Genomic DNA, 16,608 nt, shown 5'->3' with positions numbered 1-16,608 from the left:
AAACGGAGGTGAGGGCAATGCACATCACGGTGTACAGCAAGCCCGGCTGCCAGCAATGCAAGTTCACCTGCCGCAGCATGGACCATGCCGGCATCGCGTACACCGTCGTCGACCTGACGACCAACGCCGCCGCCCTCGAATATGTCCAAGACCTCGGATATTCTCAGGCCCCTATCGTTGTCGTCAGCGAGCACCACCATTGGTCGGGCTTTAACCCGTTCGAGATTGAACGGCTCCGACTCGCCTTGAAGTAGGCAACACTGCCCGTCAGAAATTCCATCGCCGGCCGCGGCGACCAGCGGACACGACAGTCCTGCGACCGGTCCAGCCAGAAGTCACTGTCCGTTGTCGACGGATGCAGCATGACCACCCGAAGCCCCTCGTGTATCTATGCTGTATCGCCCGCGATCACGGCCCAGCAGGCCAAGGCACTGTTCACGCTGGTCCAGTACCCGTACTGCTCGTAGTAGAAGACGGCCCAATGAGCCTGCATATCCGGTACATGGGGTGAAGTGGGAAGGGCCCCGTTGATGGGCGGGTCGGAGGCATTGCGGACCACCAGCCATCGCGGGGCCGCAGCTCCGAGCTCCTCGGCGACGAGTCCCAGGACGGCATCACCCATCTCTACCCCGCACCCCTCATCCCCCAGATTGTTGGTGCTGGTCCCGAATTCAAAGTAGTCCGTCGTCAGGATGGGCAGGTACTCCGCAAAGTCCATCCCATCACAGAGAAGTCTCGGTGCGTTCGCGAACCCAGGAAGCAGTGCCCCAAAGGGGTAGCGTTTGGTGGGTGGGCCAAAATCCGGCTCCTTCAGGCGCCCCGTGGCCACATCCAACAAAGCCGATGCTGCTCCCAACTGGGTCGGTGGGATCTCGCCCGGGCTCTTGTACAGCACGCCATTGAAGGGCTCGTTGCGGAATTCATCGGCAAGCCGGAACCGTGCCGCCCTGGTGACAACGACGTCACCGAGCTCAGCGTCCGCCAAGGTACCGCCCGCCGTCCCCGTGGTGATCACCAAACGTGGTTGGGCTTCGCCAATGATCTGGCGAAAGAGTTCAGCGACCGGCAACGTGGCCGTCCCATCCCCCGTCGAGATTGAATCCTGGTTCAGGTGGAGTTCTGACTTCATGACCAGAACTGATTTCCCAGCGATGCTTGTCCTGTCCCAGCTGGCGAGCCGCTTCGCTCCCCTGGCCGGAGCACCCGCGCGAATGGTCGGCAGCAACGCATCATAGTTGTGGGTATACGAGTGGAACCTAGTGGCAGGGTTGATGCCCGGTGTAAGTACGTTCGCCAAGGCCCTGGCCTCGGCAACCGTCCACGCAATCACAACGTAGTCAGCAGGCGGCAACGGGGCGGCAGGATCAACTCCCGGATCGTCCACCGGGGTTGGTGCCAGGCCCGCGGGCCAGCGATGAGCAAGAGCACCTGCCACTCCCCGGAGGGCAACACCCAAGAGGACCCCGTCGCGTTGCACCTGCTCGACTTCCACGGGTGGCTCGACAATCGTTGGTGAAAAATCGATGACCTGGCGAGACAAGCCCCGTCGACCCCGGACGAAATCAGATACGGCAACCATGGCCCGCTCCCATCACGAATCCCGCCAGCAACCAAAGCACCCTTCAGCATCGAGCTGACAACTGTGCCTCTCCCCATTGCACGTCCGAAACCAACCCCCGTCAACAACCATTTCTCCGTCCCTGTCCACACAATCGCGTTGTCCAAAGTTTTGCCGCCCCAACGTCCGCTTTCGACCGGCCTCCAGCATGACCAAAAAATCCTTCACACTGTTGGCACCCAAGCACGCTGCCGTCACGGCAGCGTGACGGCAATGCAACTGTTGGTCATGGTGTAAACCGGCCGAATCACCATGGACTGGTATGACTAAGCGAACCTGCCCCGAATGCAACATCAACTTCACACCGGCCAGCCCCCGGCAGCGCTTCTGCCGACCGGCATGTGCCCACCGCCAGCGGCAACGCCAATACCGCCAGAGCAATACGAGGTGCTACCCCCAAGGAGTGGCTCAAGCGACATTCAACAACCGAGAAGCAACTTTGGCCGCGATCACCGCCCGCTTCCAGTCCGAGCTCCAGCTGATCCGGATCGCGGACAAGCGAAAGCAGAACTCTCTGATGCGCACATATGACAACAAGCTTGACGCGGCATACGCAAAGCTCAACGAAAGCGCCCGATCACTATCACGGGCAGAGTCGAAAGCCGACGAGCTAGAACGCTCGGTGCAACACTTACAGCACGAAAACGCCGATCGATTGCTCCAAGAACGCCAGGCTGTAAGAGACATGCAGCAACTCGCGGCCCGGGTCTTGGCATTGCATTCGGAGACGAATACGCGTCTGGATCCGTCGACGGCGGCGATCTTTGCACGCCACGGCTGGAACACGGAAATGGGCAGGTCATGACCGTCTCCATAGCCCGCCTCTCCACCGAGGCAGGCGTCTCCTATCTGCTCAAGACCACCAGCCATGCCGACGTCGAAACCCGGGACCTCACCGGCTACTACACCGCCGCCAGCAACCCGCCCGGGAAATGGCTCGGCGCAGGACTTCCCGGCATCGGCATGACTCCCCACGACACCGTCACCGACGCGGCCGCGAAAGCCCTCTTTGAACGGGGCGAACACCCCGCCACGGGAGCACCCCTGGGCCGCACACCCAACCAGGCATCCACCGTCACCGGCCCCAACGGCCAAAAGGTGCGCCGGGCGGCGGTGGCCGGCTTTGACCTGACCTTCAGTGTGCCCAAGTCCGTCTCCGTTCTCTGGGCGCTCGGCAGCGACGAGTACAAGGACAAGGTCATGGCAGCCCACCACGCTGCCCTGGAAGCCACCCTGGCCTGGCTGGAGAGCTCCGCCATCCACACCCGTGCCGGACACGGCGGCGTCGCCCACGTCGGCGTCCACGGCGCCATCGCGGCCGCCTTCGACCACTGGGAATCCCGCTCCGGAGATCCCCAGCTGCACACCCACGTCGTCATCGCCAACAAGGCCCAACGCGTCAGCGACGGCGTCTGGACCACCCTCGACTCACGCACCCTCTACAAGGCCACCGTGGCCGCCAGCCAACACTACAACGGGCTCCTCTATGACCAACTTGGCCGGGACCTGGGAACCGAGGCCGAAGTCCGCACACCCACCAGCGCGATCCACAATTTCAGTTTCGAGCTCTCCGGCGTGGACGATGCCCTCATCCGTGAGTTCTCCAGCAGGTCCCGGCTGATCGACATCGAGGCAGACCGGCTCATCCACGACTGGTCCGAAACCCACGGCAGGGAACCCAGCAACGCGGTCAAACTCAAACTACGGCAACAGGCAACACTGTCCACCAGGATGGCCAAGAACCATGACGTTGTCCCCCTGAACACCCGGACCCGGCAATGGCGCGAACGAGCCCAGGCCAAGGGTTTCGATCCCGAGGCCGTGCTGGCGGCCACCATCAACCGCTCCCACACCCATCCACTCACTGACGCCGATGCGGATACAGCCTGGATCACCAGTACGGCAGGGCTGGTCAAGGACCTGGTCGCCAGGCGCCGGGCCACCTGGAACCGCTGGAACCTGATCGCCGAAGCAGAACGGGTGTGCCTTGAGATCCGCTGCGCCACCGCCACCGACCGGATTCACCTCATGGACGCCATCGCCACCTCCGCCGAGGAGCAGTCCGTTGCGATCAACGAGTTCCGCTACTCCATCCCCACCACCACAGCCCCCGACTTAGTGTTCAACGGACGCAGTGTCTTTGACCTGGCCAGCGCCCACCTGTTCACCGACGTCTCCACACTGGCCAACGAGGAAGCCATCATGGGCGCCCACATGCACCACGCCGGCCCGCACCTCGACCACACGACCGTCCATGACGCTCTCCAACTGTTCCTCAGCACCCGCGGCGAGCCACTGCAGGGTGAGCAACGCAGGACGGCGGAGGCTGTCCTGACCAGCGGCAGGCTACTGGACGCCGTCGTCGGCCCAGCCGGGACCGGGAAAACAACGACGATGAGCGCCGTCAAAACCCTCTGGGAAGACGTATTCGGTGCAGGGACAGTTGTGGGGTTGGCCCCGGCAGCTGCCTCTGCCGACGTCCTTGGCCACGAGCTCGGGCTAGCGACGGACAACGTGAGTAAATGGCTTTACGAATCCACCGGCCCCGGGGCGGCCATCAGGGCAGGACAGTACGCAGAAGCCGCAAAAAGGTACCAGGCCGCCTGTCAATCCCCACGCCTGGACAATCAGTCCCGAAAGACGCTGGAGCGCCTGGCGCAACGCATGAGCGCCCTCACAGCGACGCAGTCAAAGTGGCAGTTCCGGCCCAACCAGCTGGTCATCATCGACGAAGCATCCATGGTCTCCACCTACCAGCTCGCCGCCCTCCTGGACCAAGCCACAGGTGCCTGGGCCAAGATCCTGCTGGTCGGCGACCCCGCACAACTAGATTCCATCGATGCCGGCGGAGTTCTGGGCTGGCTAGACCGGTCCGGCTGCGCGCAACGGCTCAGTACGGTCTGGCGCTTCACCAATGATTGGGAACGCACAGCCTCCCTGAAACTACGCACTGGCGACTTTGATGTCATCACCGAGTACACAGCCCATGACCGCATCAGCAGCGGAACCTACGACGCCATGGTCGATGACGCCTACAACCGCTGGGACGCCGACATCCGCACCGGCGGGACCTCGATCCTGATCGCCCCAGACAATGACACCGTCTCCATGCTCAATGAACGTGCCCAGGCTGACCGTGTCGGCTCCGGCGCTGTCGACGCAGAAGCAACTGTGGATCTGAGCGACGGGCTCCATGCCGGGCGCGGGGACACGATCCTGGCCCGCCGCAACGACCGCCGCCTCCTGGATGATACAGGCGATTTCATCCGCAACGGCACCCTCATCAACATCAGTGGCACGCCCAACCCGGACGGCTCCATCGCAGGGATCCGCCAAGACAACGGCGCAAGAATCATCCTGAGCGCCAGTTATCTCGCCGAGTCCGTGGAACTCGGCTACGCCACCACCGCCCACCGCTCCCAAGGAATCACCGTGGACACCGGCCACACACTGGTCAGCGAAGGCCGCCTCACCCGGGAACTCTTCTACGTCTCCATGACCCGAGGAAAGACCGCAAACCACGCCTACATCAGCGAACCCGACCCCCGCGACCACCACAACGTGGACCCCTCCTCCCTGCCGGACTGGCGGCAAATCCTTTGCGGCATACTCTCCATCGAAGGTGCCGAACACACCGCCCACGAGGTCCGCGAGGAACAACACAACCAGGCCAATTCCCTATCCCGCTTGCTCGCCGAGCATGACTACCTGGCTCAAATCGCTGCGTCCGACGACGTCACCCACCTCATCAGCACCCACTCCCCCGGCCTTGTGGATGAGATGCAGGCGTCGCCTTCTTGGGGCGCCATGGTCTCCGCGTGGCGGCGCACCGCAGCCACCAACCGGGCCCTCGCCGATCAAGTCTTGGCCGGCGGACTGGAACCAACAGCTGATGCCCGCGACGTTGCTGCCGTCGTGCACTCCCGCCTGCAAACCCTCCAACAGCACCTCCCCGCCACGTCGTCCCTGACGATGACGCCGGTGTCAGTGCCCACGGACCGGGAAGACCTCAGAGACCTGCTCGACGACGTTCAGCAGAGGATCACCAAAAGGCTGGCCGCGGTGACCGTCCACGCATTCGCCATTGAAGAGCCCTGGATGGGTGCCCTGCGCGCTCAAACCGGTCTGCAACCCAGTGACGGGGCTTGGAAGTCCTTGGTGCGTGACGTCGCCGGCTTCCGTGACCGCTGGGACATCAACAATCCTGCGCTGCCCCTCGGGACACCACCCCACGAAACCGAATGGGACCACACCAGCCAGCGGGCCCGGCTCGAGGCCCGCATCACCGACACCAGAGCCAGCAACCAGGCTGTACAGCAGTCGCCCGAACCAGTGGCCGGCATCCACTCACCAGCCCCCGTTGTCGGACCCTCGCTGTAAAATCGGTAAATAGGCAGAGGTTGAGTCATGCGAACGAATCCGATGGTCAAACCCCGGACCTCATCCGGCTGGGCGGTCACACTCACCGTGGTCAGCTGTGTCTGCCTCGCCACAGCCATTCGGCTGTTCCTGGGCGAGGCGGCGGCCGCAGTGGTCGGCTGGGCTTTGGTGGCTGCTGCTGTCATCCTGGCCGGCGTTGCGGCGGCGATCTGGTTCGTAAAAATCCGCCGTTCCAAGGCGTGGATCACCCATGCCGTCCAGCAATGGGAACACTTCGCCGCTGTCAAGGGTCACCTGCGTGTCTCCACCGAAATCACCATCCTGGACATCCACGCCACAGATCCACTTGGCGCGTGGGCCACCATCCGCTGGGACAAATTCGGACACATCCAGAGGGCCTGGGTGGAAGCTCTCCCCGATGAAATCTGGCGCGGCTCAATCCTGCTCATCTCGCCTGACCCGGCCCAGATCCATGTGCACGGTCCATGGCCGGATATCTATTACCTGATGGCGGCTGACTATCATGCCTACGCTTCAGCAGCTGCCGTTCCCTATCTCAATACGCGAAATACGTTGTCAAGGACTGCTTGACTTCGAAAGTAAGTCTGAGGGTCCAGCGAGTAAGCTCCGATCCCTCTCAATCAGAGATTCAACGCGGGGTTGCCATTTAGACACTTTTGGTCCATTCTTCTATGACTAAGCGAAAGAGCGAGGGGCGATGAATGAGCAAACGGCTTCATCTCATGGCAGCCTTCGCAAGCGCTTAGTTTGCTGGTACTTGGTGGGCGCATCCGCGTTCAGTGCCGGAATCGTGACAGGATTAGCCCGCGATTGGACAACAGGCGGTGTTGTAACCGTAGTTCTTGTAACTGTTTGGTTAGGATACCCTGCGGCTTTGACGTCACTGGGTAAGCAATGGTCGGCAGGACTGCCACTTTCCCGCAGCTCACGGACAAGCACTTCAGAGTTTCAAAGCGATCATGAAGTATTTAATGCAAACCCAACGGATCTCCAAGCACATACTAGTTTGACGAATCTTAGCCGAAGCGCTCCGGCAAGCGATGAATATATCAAACAAGTTTCCACATCCAAGGCGAATGGAAGCCTTACTATGAATGATTCAGAACGTAGAGCTGATTTGATACGTCTTGGTGATTTACTTCCTGTTGCAATATCATCTCCTCAAACCATACGACAAATAGCCATCCAAGCGGGGATTATTCCCGGCAAATTAGTAGATGAAAACATTTCGGCCGAGACGCTCTGGCCAGATGTCATTGGAATATCCGAACGCTTTGGTAAGACCGATAATTTAATTCTTCGTATTCATAAGAAACTGGAACATCGCGTAGATGTAGATGAAATACGCGAAATAATTTCGCGACTGAATCGTCAGTAGACTGTGTAAATGAAGAAATGGTCGCGCCTACAGCACTCGATGGTTTAGGCCTCGAGCTTTACGACGAAATTTCCTCAATAATAACGAAACCCAAAATCGTCATGAGAATCGCACTAGAATCGGGGCTTCGTGAAGGATTGTTTCCTGATGAGGTCGAGGCTGATATCCTATGGGACGAAGTAATAACCGCTGCTGTGAAGTACGGCTTCGTGCCAGAACTGGTCGAAAGAATAAGGAAGGCGATTTCCGGCCGAGCCGACACTGACGAGCTAGAAAAGGTTCTTGAAAAAGTCACTGCCGTCGTTGGGACGCCGATTGAAAAAACAATCGTAGAAGACATCAAAGCGATAGCAATAGCCATCCCAACCTTATTGGGTCAGACTGATCCCTTGGCCGCTTTTGGCATTACATCAAATCTTCGCCGGTCAATCCTCAACCTCTATGAGTTCCTAGACGATCCAGCGGCGTCATCGAGCGCCGTACTCGGCCTAGAGGGAGAAACGGAACTGCTACGTGAAGGTCTAGTCACGCGTTGCTTTGCCGTGGTGGCAGCCTTAGACAAATTGCGCTCGGTAAGGTCGTCCGAACAAAGCTCACCGCGATTATCTGACGACAGGAGAGATGCTCAAAGACACGATGAGTCGTATCGCGCATCACTTATAGACGCAAAGATGGGGCTAATCCACGTCCTTCGTTCGCTTCGCACGGAAATGCGCAATGTGCTGACAATTTCGGGCGCAGAGCTGGGCCCCAACGATAGCTAGTTGTCAACAAAGTCACATTTGGATACCGTTGGTTCCAATTCCTCCGAACTGCGGCGACGTGGCTGGCATTGTCGGTACCCAACCCGAACTATTGGTAATCCTTGGCTCGGATTGAACATGTTCTGGGCTTCCCAAGGTTACCGTAGGGATCGGTTTGGGCGTCGGTTCGTAGGACGTTGTTCCAAATCTGAGGTCGGGTCCAACGATCTCGGCGATGATTCGGCGGGCTTCGTGCTGGGCGCCATCCTTCTCATAGGACCTGAATTCCAGTTCCCCCGAGACGATGACCGGGTCGCCCTTCTTCATGGAACGTGAGATGTTCTCGGCCAGAGCCCTAAATGCGGAGACGTTGTGGAAGACCGGGATACCGTCACGCCAGGTGCCGTCGGCTGCCTGGAAGCGCTGGTTGACAGCGACGCGCAGCTTCGCGTGGGCGATGCCGGAATCCCCGTAGGAGAGTTCCGGATCGGCGACGAGGTTGCCGTTGATGCTTACTGGGATTCTGGTGCCCATTTTCTTTTCCTGCCTTTCTTGGTTCCGGCCGGCGTGCCCGGCTGGGTGTCTTGCTTGGTTTATGACGCGCCCATCGTCGGAGTGGTACCGATGGCTTGGTGGCCGGCCACGGGCCCGGTGAGGTCGCCGCGCTCGTGGGCGACGGCCGCACCCGCCGTGGCGGGTTTGCCGCCGAGGTTGTGTGGCTGTGTGACTTCGAGGATGGACCGGCATGCGGATGTCACTCGGGCGAGGGTGGAGCGGGCGATCTCGAGCCTGCTGGATGGTTTCTTCCCGGTCGATGAACCCGACAGTTGGGAATGTTCGACGGCCAGCACTTGGTCAGCCCATCCTGCGAGGTAGCTGCCTGATTGGGCACTGTGATTGATGCCGTGGGCGAGCAACACCGTGTATGCGACAGATTCGGCTTCAACTTCGGCCAGACCGCGATGCTCCAGACTGCTTCCGTAGAGCATCCCGAGTTTGTCGTCGGGGCCGTGGAGGCAGACGTGGCCGATTTCATGGGCCAGCACGGACAGTCGTTCTTCTCGGTCCAGCCACATGCCAATGTGGATCTTCCGGTCAGCGAAGTCCGTGTATCCGCTCGCGAGGCCGTATTGACCCATCGATTGCTCAACAGTGAATCCTTGGTTCTGTGCGAATTTCACTAACGCCTCCCACAGACCCTTGGTGGTAGTTCCAACAACCACCTTGGGTCGTGGAATATAGATCGGTTGCCCTTCGGTTTGGGACACGTCGAAAACCGCTTGGGCACGCCAACCAACAATCTTGCGATGATCGGTGTCCTTGGAGTCGCCGTCGAGCTGTACGTTAGGGGAAGGTGCCGCTTTCGCGTCGGTCATTTGGTCCACATTCGTGTTTTTGGTTGCTGTCCGTGGCGCGAGGACCCACAGGGCGTGCTCGCCTTTGAGTACATAGCGGCCGTTCCGTTCCCACTCGCGAAAGCCTGCCACCAGGAGGGGCAACTGTTGCCCGCGTTCTGCCATTTGAGCTATGAGTAGGGCGACGTTGCCGCCGGAGTATCGCCACATGGTCGCCGAGGTGTCCAGTAGCATGTGCCAGCGTCCTGGCGTGGATATGGCGTTTTCCAACTGGGTCTGCAGTTGCTGGGTCAAGCCAGCCAACCGGTCTTCATCGCTCGGACGTGGGCCGGCAGGGTGCTGGCCCACTTCCTCCTCGCTGTCCGGGTGTTCGCTAGTTGCAGGGGCCACGACGGCCACCTCCCTTACTTCTAAGAGTTATCTCCGTGTTTGCGGTGATACTTATCCATGGCGCGAACTGCCCCGAACCACATGACCAGCGTCTCCTGAATTTTCAGTCGCCGTTTGGTGTGGTTCGGTGGTCCATGCCATGAACTCGGGATCATCGGTGGGAAGCAGCCGGGGACTGGTCTCACGGTGGACTTGGAGTCCCACGCAGCCAATGGTTCTGGTCTCCAGCCTCAGGCGTTCGATGGCCAGGGGCAGCCGTTCGTGGAAGCCGAGCGGTCCGAAGCCGGGATCGGTTTGGGTGAAGGAGGCCAGCTCGGCTTTTTGTAGGGCGTAGAGCTCGGCGACGAGTTCCGGGTGCCTCCACCAGCAGTCAGGGACGACCGAGGTCGTCAGCCGGTAGGTGGCCACAAACCAGGACACCCACCCGATCAACGCCCTCCACGCCTTGGGTGCGCTCACACTGTCAAGTTCCCGCCACCGATAGGTGGGATCCACCAAACCACCGGGAAGGCCGTCGAGGAGCTCTCCCGTGGCGAGGTCGCCGAAGAGCGTGTCGGCGGCTTCGTCGTCGTCAAAGGGATTCATCACGGGCCTCCTTCCCCACAACTTGTTGGTGGATGTGGCCTTGGGCGAGGGCGTCTTCTGCTTCGATCTTGGAGCGGCCCAGCGCGGCTGCGTCGCGGCGTTGGTGCCAGCCACGCAGGTCTAGCAGGATGGGGCGGGTGCGTCGGCCCAGCATCAAGGCTGTCCCTACGGGCAGGCGCCGGATTTCGTGCAAAGCGATGACGGGCAGGTCCCGGATCTGCTCGCCTTCCTGCCTGCCTTGGGATGACCAGGAGTGGGTTCTGTAGGTGTGGCGCCGCTCCCCCAACAAGGAAGCCAGGTCGCGCAGGTCCCGCTCGTCCGAGCCGCCTCCGAAGATGACTTTGATGATGGCTGATTCCCAAATGGTGGAGGCTTCCTCGATCGACCAGCCCGAACGTGCTTGGGAGAGGGATTGGAGGACGACCAAGGTGGAGATCCCGATGCCTCCACCATCGGAGAGCACGATCGGCAGTCCCGGCCAGGGCGAGAGGTTGGCGATTTCATCCAGGATCAGGGACAGGGGCGGATCCAGCCTGCCGCCTGGTGCGGTGAAGGCCAGTTCCCTGGCCGCGGCGTCAATGTCATCAATCAATGCTGAGAGGTACGGTCCCGCTGCTGCTGCCCCGGACTTGGTACCGATCAGGTACAGGGTTCCGCGGTCGCGGATGAAGGCTTGGGGGTCAAATTCGTCCTCACGGTTCACCGGGTCCAGGGCGGCGAGGACTCGGGGTGAGGATAGGGGTGCGGCGGCGGCGGAGACGCCGATCCATGAGTTCGACGTGTTCCTGGGGTCGTCTTCGAGGATGCCCATCAGGTCTGAATGCCAGCCCAAGGCTGCCCGGGGCCCGTTCAGGATGTCCAGCGCCTCGCTGGCCAATGTAGGGTTCGATGACCAGCGCCGGAACGCTTGAATGCCTTCGCCCGAGAGGGCTGCAGCGTGCAGCAGGCATTGCAGGACGATTTGTGCCCGCTTCTGCCAGGCCGCGTTTTCCCCGCTCATTTTCGAATCCGCCGAAATCACCAGCGCCCGCCGAACTGCCACATCCGGATCTTCACAGCCGCGTACTGGGGACCAGCGCAGTGTGGAGGTCAGTCCGGACATGCCTTGCGGGTCAAAGACTGTCACGGGGCGCCTGCCGGTGGCCCGGGCTTTCATGGTGACGGCTAGGTTGTCGGCTCGGGTGGAGGTCGTTACGACCGCGCCGGGTGCGTCCAGAATGGCGTTGATGACGACAAACAGGCCTTTGCCGGAGCGTGGGGCGCCTTGGATGACCATGGATTCCTCGGTCGAGACGTGGACCTTGGTGCCACGGGAGGTGCCCAGGGTCCAGGACACGTCAGCCAATGTGGGGTGTTTTAGTCCGGGGCGGGTGATCCTTCCCCGTTTCAGCGCAGCCCGGCGTCCGTACTCGCGCACTACTTCGGCGCGTTGGGCCATGCCGTCCCGGCCGAGGATGTCTTGGCGCAGCCACGCCCCTGATTGGCGCCAGCTCCGCCACAGGAAAAAGGCGAACAGCACGGCCACCAGCAGCAGGACCAGTACCGGGCCAAGGAGGGCCCAGACCGCACCGGTGCCTACAGTGCATCCTGGTGGTGGTTGGCCGATGGCGGCAAAGTTCCCGGTGAACATTCCGATGGCGGCCACCGGGCTGGGTGGTCCGCTCAATCCCTGTCCACATTTCCACTGTGAGGCGACGTTTGCGGCTGCCGCGGTTAGTGCGCTGAATCCGACATACCCTGCAACGGACAGCAGGCCGACGGTGATCAGCGGTGTGGAGTCTGCGTGCACGATGCTCATGGCATCATCCTGTGATCGGTGCTGAAGACGGTGAGTTCATCGCTGGTGACTTGGTTGGCGACGATGAAGGAACGGTTGCCGACCTTCCACAGACCGACCCCCTTGGGCAGTTCTTCAACCTGGCCGCATTCGGCCTCGGTGAGGCCGAGGGCGTCCTTGGTCAGCCGCATGGAGTCGTGCTTTTGCCGGTAAATTATCCGGGTGTCCGCCTCGGTCAGTAGCCCGAGGGCTTTTTGGCGGTGGCCGCTGGTGCTGTCGCCAATCTCATTCAGGTCTGCAACTTTGTGCATGATCAGCAGATTGGAGATGCCGTAGGTACGGGCGAGCCGCCACTGTTCGCTCATTTTGACCAGCATGTACGGGTCAGCCAGCATGCGCCATCCCTCGTCGTAGACCACGATGCGCTTGCCACCGTCGGGGTTGGTGATGGCCGCTTCCAACCAGGTCGCCCCGCAGGCCGCGGCGAGGGAGAGCGCCTGTTCCGAGGCCCCGATCAGCGCTGAGGTGTCCATGACCATCATCGGCGCGTCAGCGTCAAAGGAGACTGTAGAGGGTGCATCAAACATGCCCTCCAGGTCCCCTGACACGGTGCGCCGCAGGGAATGAGCGACGGCCCGGCCACCGTCGGGGCCGACGAGTTCCCGGGTCTCCTTCGAGGGGTTGAGCAGGTATTCCAGGACCATGGGCAGTGTCGGGGTCTCGTTGGCGGCAACGGCCTCGGTCAATGCCATGTCCAAGGCCGTGTGTTCGACCGGAAGCATCGGAACCCCCTGTCTCATCAGGGATACGAGGGCGACGAGCAGCTGTCGGCGTCGTTGCCGGACCACGGCCTGCCATTGCGCGTTCGATAGGTCCCGGGATCGGGGACCAGCGTCGAGAGGGTTGACCCTAGTGGGCCGCCCCGGACCCACGGAGATGACCTTGCCACCCACAGCTTTCGCCACGGGAACCCATTCCCCTTTGGGATCGGAGGCGACGGCGGCTTTGCGGCCCAGGGTGATGGAGCGGGCTACGAGGGACTTCGCGCACATGGACTTCCCTGTCCCCACGGTGCCAATGATCACGATGGAGGGGCCGCTGATAACGCCCTTCTCGTACAGCACCCAGGGATCGTAGGAGAAGGCGCCGGAGCCGAAAACATCGCTGCCGATGTAGGTGCCTTCGTGGCCGAGCCCGGATTCAGTGATGAAGGGATACGCGGCGGCGAAGGTCATGGTCGAGGCGCGGTGAGGAGCCGGGTGCAGCCGGTGCGGGCCCTTGAGGGAATGAGGACCGAATGGCTGCAGATGTTGCGCGGCGGCTGGTCCTTCCTCGTCGCCGACCAACAGTCCCAGCTTCTTCCAGAAGGGTTCCTGCTGACCGGCGACGGCTTGGCCCTGCAGCGCCCGGCGTTGCCGCCTGGCGCTACGGGACTCATTGCTGGGAATGAAGGTGACGGATTGCTGGGTGGTCTTCATTTCAGTCCTCTTCCCAGGGGCAGTCCCCCGGCGATGAAGGCCGGCCATTGCTCGCCTACGAGGAGTCTCAGGTCGACGAAGGCGCTGGCGGCTGCTGATTCGAGTTCCTGGCGGTGGCTGGAGAGTTCTTCCAGCGTGCCACCGGTGATGGTGATGTACGCGGCGGGGCGGACGTCACCGTGGCCTGCGACGATTTCTTCCTCGCGCTGTTGGACTTCATCTTCCTCGGCGCGTTGTTCACGTGTGGTGGGGCGGTCAAACTTTGTGTTGATCCGGCGCCTGGTTTCGTGGGCTTCCTGGGCAGAGCGGATGTCCTTCAGCGCCTGGTCGGTGGGGATGGCCTTGATGACCTGGGTGACGGTGTGGCGGAAGCCGCCGACGTATACCAGAGGGTGCAGGAAGCCTGGGAAGACTTTTTGGCGGGGCCATTCCGCGATCCAGAAGGTTTGGTGGAAGCCGCTGTCGGTGCGAATGTAGGACCAGTGTTCCTCCAACGCCGTGGGGCCGCCTTGACTCGGGTCGACTCCCTTGAAGTCCCCAGAACGTTGGGAGATGCGCATGACCGATTCGGGGTCAAACGCCCCGCGCAGGACCGCGGCGAAGCTCCTGTCTCCGAGCCATTCCTCCACGATCACCCCGTGGGTTTTGAGCCCGGTGCGCAGGGCATGGATTTCTGAGCGGAGCGTGTGTTCCAGCCCGAGGGCGCCGCCGCCGGCGTCATGGATCCGGCGCCTGGCCTTGGCGGTGTTCAGCACCAGTGTCAGGAGAATGTCATGGCTTGATGCTGTCCCGGCTGCGGCGATGAGGTCCTTGTAGGAGCTGTCACCCCAGTCCGAAACAGGTGTCTCCCCGCCACGGGAGGTCACTTGCTGGTCGTAATAGTCGTGGAGGGCTGTGGCCGGGAACTGGACGGTGTGGTCCTGGATGGCAATCCTGGCCACGACGGGCCGTTTGGCCAGGGCGGCCTGCACCCGGGACCAGCCTTGGACGGCGTAGGCCTTGTCGTCATCGTCGAGCAGGGCAAAAGCGCCGGCCCGGCAGCGCAGCACTGCGAAGGCCTCATGGGCCTGGGCATCCACGACAAAGCACTCACCGTAGACAGTTCGATGAATGACCAAGGACGCGAGCCCGCCGGGAAGAACCAGAGTACCGACCGGTACGGGGTCCTCGGTGGGCAGGAAGTAGGCGGTTTGCCCGGTCAACTTCCGGAGTAGAAATCGGGTCAGGGTCAGCGCCCAGAGGGGATACGGCGTTCGCGCATATTGCAGGACACCGAAGAGCAACAGGAAGATCCAGGCCGGGCTGGAACCCAGGAATCCGGCAGGGCCGCCAATGGCCGAGGACACCCCTGCAATCAGGATTCCGCCTCCGGCGAGAGCAAGTTGGTACCACTGCAACCCCAAGATGATGCCGCGGCGTTCGTGCCGGGGAAAACTCACCGCTTGCAAGACGTTACTGTCTTCAGTCATGATGACTCTCCAGTGTGGGGCGGTCTGATGGGTGGGTTGTATGGCGGGGACGCCGGTGGCCGCGGCTTCGGCCCGGACGGTGAACCTGGGCGTGCGGTGCCAGAACTCGATGTCTCAGCTCCTGGGCGCGGCACGCCGGGGCTAGCCGAGGGCGGTGTTGTCACAGTGCTCTGCACTGTCGGGGTGGGTTTCCCCGGCGGTGGCGGCTGGGGCGCGCGCGGCTGGCCTGTTGACTGCTTTCTAGTCGGGGTTGTCGATGCCTGACCCGGAGCCGAGGTGGCAGCAGACTGAGTTGTTGGCGCCTGCGGGCGTTGTTGTTGAATCTTGGGTTTATCGGGCGAGGATGTCGCCCCAGACGCAGCAGGCTTTCTGACGGGAAGCGTCTCCGGCTTCGCACTTGACTCCACTACCTTTGGACTTTTCAAACTGCTACCCGTTGTGAGCTTGTGGTGTCCACGGAGCTGTTGCCCCAGCTGTCGCCCCGCAAAGCTGGCCCCCGTGTGGGTAAGGTGGCCTCCACCGGCCGTTTGGGCGGCTGCCGCCAGTTCTCCACCGGCGAACCCGACAAGTTTCAGAGCCATCAGCGGTGCCGCACAGGCCAGCGTCATACCCACGGCACCGGCAGCCATCCCGGCAAAAGAGGTGGAATTCGCGTACAGTTTCACGGCCACAGCCAGAACAGTCGCGGCCAACGGTTTCGCGAGCAGTAATGCAACGACGAGCTCGCACCACCGCCCTGCCCAGGACTTTGTCTTCTCCCACGGCATCAACATCAGGGCCACCGGGGCAACCGCTGCCAGCACGATCAAGGCGAAAGAGCGGAAGATCATCGAACACATCAGGATGAACGCCAGCACCCACACAATCAGAGTTGCCAAGACAGTGATCACGATGGTACCGGTGATCTCGGTCGTGGTTGAGGGCTGGCCTCCCATCGGGTTCATGATCCACGCTTGACCGGACCCCGCTGGGCCTCGTTGAAATCCAAAGAGTCGCATGAAGACCACATAGGGGTCTGGTCCCATGGTGTCCAACAGGGCCGCTGAGGCGCTGTCGCTGACATGGGTCAGAGCCTGCATGAGATACACGGCACCGCCGACGATGGGCACGGCCACAAATCCGCCGATCAGTGCCCGCCAAATCCGGCGGGGTTGTTGCGCGATCAGGCCCGAGATTAGTTGGAGAATCATGACGGCCACCAAAGGTGTCATCATGACGACAATCCACCAGCTCGTCAATCCCTGGACCGCCGTCCACTGGGAATCATCGACATCCGAGACACCGAACGCGCCGGAGATGAAAGACCACAACCAAGAGGCGATGCTCTCCAAGACTCCGGCAAAGAAGCCGCCGATGCTCGAGGTGACCGTGTCCGTGGCCGCCGACAGTACGCCGCACCCCAGGGGCCACCATC

14 protein-coding genes are annotated in these 16,608 nt (G+C 61.6%); 6 read left to right on the top strand and 8 right to left on the bottom strand.

Annotated elements, in window-relative coordinates; translation table 11 throughout:
* Positions 1 to 17 precede the first annotated feature (17 nt).
* Positions 18 to 254: a glutaredoxin domain-containing protein gene (locus PCK14_RS14700; protein WP_269939257.1), complete on the top strand. Its 237-nt coding sequence runs from the start codon at positions 18 to 20 to the stop codon at positions 252 to 254.
* 134 nt (positions 255 to 388) lie between these two features.
* Here the strand turns inward: PCK14_RS14700 and PCK14_RS14695 are convergent, their stop codons facing one another.
* Complete coding sequence (locus PCK14_RS14695) at positions 389 to 1,579, bottom strand: phosphorylase family protein (protein ID WP_269939256.1); 1,191 nt, start codon at positions 1,577 to 1,579, stop codon at positions 389 to 391.
* Positions 1,580 to 1,880: 301 nt separating this feature from the next.
* On the opposite strand from PCK14_RS14695, the gene PCK14_RS14690 reads away from it, so the two are divergent.
* The 5 genes from PCK14_RS14690 to PCK14_RS14670 all read left to right on the top strand — a co-directional run bounded on the left by PCK14_RS14690 (position 1,881) and on the right by PCK14_RS14670 (position 8,161).
* Positions 1,881 to 2,423 carry a hypothetical protein gene (locus PCK14_RS14690; RefSeq protein ID WP_269939255.1) on the top strand — a complete coding sequence of 181 codons (543 nt, stop codon included), beginning with the start codon at positions 1,881 to 1,883 and terminating at the stop codon, positions 2,421 to 2,423.
* Positions 2,420 to 5,998: a MobF family relaxase gene (gene mobF, locus PCK14_RS14685; protein WP_269939254.1), complete on the top strand. Its 3,579-nt coding sequence runs from the start codon at positions 2,420 to 2,422 to the stop codon at positions 5,996 to 5,998. Before PCK14_RS14690 ends, mobF begins: the two co-directional genes overlap by 4 nt.
* A gap of 27 nt (positions 5,999 to 6,025) precedes the next feature.
* A complete protein-coding gene (locus tag PCK14_RS14680; protein ID WP_269939253.1) occupies positions 6,026 to 6,589 on the top strand; it encodes a hypothetical protein in 564 nt (187 codons plus the stop codon).
* Positions 6,590 to 6,716: 127 nt separating this feature from the next.
* On the top strand, positions 6,717 to 7,397 hold the full coding sequence (locus tag PCK14_RS14675; protein WP_269939252.1) for a hypothetical protein: 681 nt from the start codon (positions 6,717 to 6,719) through the stop codon (positions 7,395 to 7,397).
* Positions 7,398 to 7,414: 17 nt separating this feature from the next.
* A complete protein-coding gene (locus tag PCK14_RS14670) occupies positions 7,415 to 8,161 on the top strand; it encodes a hypothetical protein (protein WP_269939251.1) in 747 nt (248 codons plus the stop codon).
* 12 nt (positions 8,162 to 8,173) lie between these two features.
* On the opposite strand, the gene PCK14_RS14665 is transcribed toward PCK14_RS14670, so the two are convergent.
* From PCK14_RS14665 to PCK14_RS14635, 7 genes are read right to left on the bottom strand one after another with little or no spacing between them, the layout of a single operon-like run.
* A complete protein-coding gene (locus PCK14_RS14665; RefSeq protein WP_269939250.1) occupies positions 8,174 to 8,674 on the bottom strand; it encodes a single-stranded DNA-binding protein in 501 nt (166 codons plus the stop codon).
* A 59-nt stretch (positions 8,675 to 8,733) separates the two neighbouring features.
* Positions 8,734 to 9,885 (bottom strand): ArdC-like ssDNA-binding domain-containing protein, encoded by a 1,152-nt coding sequence (locus PCK14_RS14660; protein WP_269939249.1) that lies wholly within the window; start codon positions 9,883 to 9,885, stop codon positions 8,734 to 8,736.
* A 51-nt stretch (positions 9,886 to 9,936) separates the two neighbouring features.
* The gene (locus PCK14_RS14655; protein WP_269939248.1) at positions 9,937 to 10,473 is read right to left on the bottom strand and encodes a hypothetical protein; all 537 of its coding nucleotides are present in this window, start codon (positions 10,471 to 10,473) and stop codon (positions 9,937 to 9,939) included.
* Positions 10,457 to 12,268: a type IV secretory system conjugative DNA transfer family protein gene (locus PCK14_RS14650; protein ID WP_269939247.1), complete on the bottom strand. Its 1,812-nt coding sequence runs from the start codon at positions 12,266 to 12,268 to the stop codon at positions 10,457 to 10,459. The genes PCK14_RS14655 and PCK14_RS14650 overlap by 17 nt, the downstream gene beginning before the upstream one ends.
* A complete protein-coding gene (locus PCK14_RS14645) occupies positions 12,265 to 13,725 on the bottom strand; it encodes an ATP-binding protein (RefSeq protein WP_269939246.1) in 1,461 nt (486 codons plus the stop codon). Before PCK14_RS14645 ends, PCK14_RS14650 begins: the two co-directional genes overlap by 4 nt.
* On the bottom strand, positions 13,722 to 15,194 hold the full coding sequence (locus tag PCK14_RS14640) for an SCO6880 family protein (RefSeq protein ID WP_269939245.1): 1,473 nt from the start codon (positions 15,192 to 15,194) through the stop codon (positions 13,722 to 13,724). The genes PCK14_RS14645 and PCK14_RS14640 overlap by 4 nt, the downstream gene beginning before the upstream one ends.
* Positions 15,191 to 16,525 carry a type IV secretion system protein gene (locus PCK14_RS14635; RefSeq protein WP_269939244.1) on the bottom strand — a complete coding sequence of 445 codons (1,335 nt, stop codon included), beginning with the start codon at positions 16,523 to 16,525 and terminating at the stop codon, positions 15,191 to 15,193. Before PCK14_RS14635 ends, PCK14_RS14640 begins: the two co-directional genes overlap by 4 nt.
* Positions 16,526 to 16,608 lie beyond the last annotated feature (83 nt).

It is taken from the genome of Arthrobacter sp. HY1533 (assembly GCF_027568515.1).
GTDB lineage: Bacteria > Actinomycetota > Actinomycetes > Actinomycetales > Micrococcaceae > Specibacter.
The sequence above is the reverse complement of the archived record's forward strand: the minus strand, read 5'-3'. Positions and strand labels throughout refer to the sequence as shown.